The 1389-nt window shown below is 61.3% G+C and carries 1 protein-coding gene and 1 pseudogene; one reads left to right on the forward strand and one right to left on the reverse strand.

Features of this window, described 5'->3' with window-relative positions; translation table 11 throughout:
- Positions 1-212: pseudogene (locus tag BQ8005_RS16820) on the forward strand (hypothetical protein); the annotation flags it as partial.
- A 202-nt stretch (positions 213-414) separates the two neighbouring features.
- On the opposite strand, the gene BQ8005_RS16825 reads toward BQ8005_RS16820, so the two are convergent.
- Positions 415-1203: a M48 family metallopeptidase gene (locus BQ8005_RS16825; RefSeq protein ID WP_075319340.1), complete on the reverse strand. Its 789-nt coding sequence runs from the start codon at positions 1201-1203 to the stop codon at positions 415-417.
- Positions 1204-1389 lie beyond the last annotated feature (186 nt).

Consider the following 1389-nt stretch of genomic DNA (forward strand, 5'->3'; position numbering starts at 1 on the left):
TTGTGCAGACGGTGAATGCCTATGCCATCGTGCAGCCCACGGACGAGCTGCTGGCCTTCATCAACGATCTGAACGGCATCGTGGGCATCTATGCCGACATCGTGGACGGCACGACTTCGGGCGGTTCCTCGAGCGGCACCGACCCCGAACCGACGCCGGAACCGGAACCCGGCGGAGGGGAGGACGACGGCGAAGGCGGAAGCCCGCTGTAAATGGAGAATGGATAATTGAGAATTGAAAATTCATTCTCCATTCTCCATTTTCAATTTTCCATTAAAAAAGGGGCTTCGGCCCCTTTTTTTTGCGCCGCACCCTCGATGTAGGGACGCACCACGGTGCGTCCGAATGCCCCGGACGGCGAAATGGAAAACGGACGCACCGTGGTGCGTCCCTACATTCCTAAAATCTGAAATCTCAATATTTCGCTTTAATCTCCGGCAGCGCCTTCTGGATGTCGCTGATGCGGCGGGCGTCGCTGGGGTGCGTGCTGAGCAGTTCGGGGACGGAGCCGCTGCCCGAGGCCGACATCTTCTGCCAGAAGCCGACAGCCACGTCGGGGTTGTAGCCCGCCATGCGCATCAGCACCAGGCCCATGTAGTCGGCCTCCGTCTCGTGCTTGCGCGAGAAGGGCAGCATGACGCCCACCTGCGCGCCCAGTCCGTAGATGGTGGAGGCGGCCGTCTGGATGGCGGCGCTCTTCTCGGCGAGGGAGTAGTTGAGCAGCTGGGCGCCCGTCTGTGCCAGCATCTGCTGGCTGAGGCGCTCGTTGCTGTGCTTGGCCACGGCGTGCGCCACTTCGTGACCGATGACCACGGCCAGCTCGTCGTCCGACGTGACGAGTTTCATCAGCCCTTCGTAGACCACAATCTTGCCGCCGGGCATGCAGAAGGCGTTTACCTGCTTGTCCGCCACGAGGTTGAACTCCCACTGGAAGTTCTTCACTTCGGAGGCCAGTCCGTTCTGGCGGAGGTAGGCCTCGGTGGCCTGGGCTATCTTCTGGCCGACGCGTTTCACCATGGCCGCCTGCTTGGCCGACGAGGAGCGCGGGGCGGTCTTCATGTAGTCGTTGTACTGCGTCAGGCTGGACGAGAGGACTTCCTGGTCGGAGACGAGGAGCAACTGGCGGCGTCCCGTCAGGGGGACGGAACCGCATCCCGCCCAGAGGAGGGCGGTGAGGGCGAGGAGGAGGAGAGGATTTTTCATATATTATCGTTTAAAGGGTTATGCTTGGACAAAGATACGGAGAATTTCTGAAATTGCCTCCACCGTTTTTCCTGTAACCGGATGGACGAAGCGCAGCGAGCGGGCGTGCAGGTAGAGGCGGTCGGCGGGTTTGCCGTAGAGCGGGTCGCCCACGATAGGGCAGCCGAGGCCTTCGGCATGGGCGGC

It is taken from the genome of Bacteroides togonis (assembly GCF_900130135.1).
Taxonomy (GTDB): domain Bacteria; phylum Bacteroidota; class Bacteroidia; order Bacteroidales; family Bacteroidaceae; genus Bacteroides; species Bacteroides pullorum.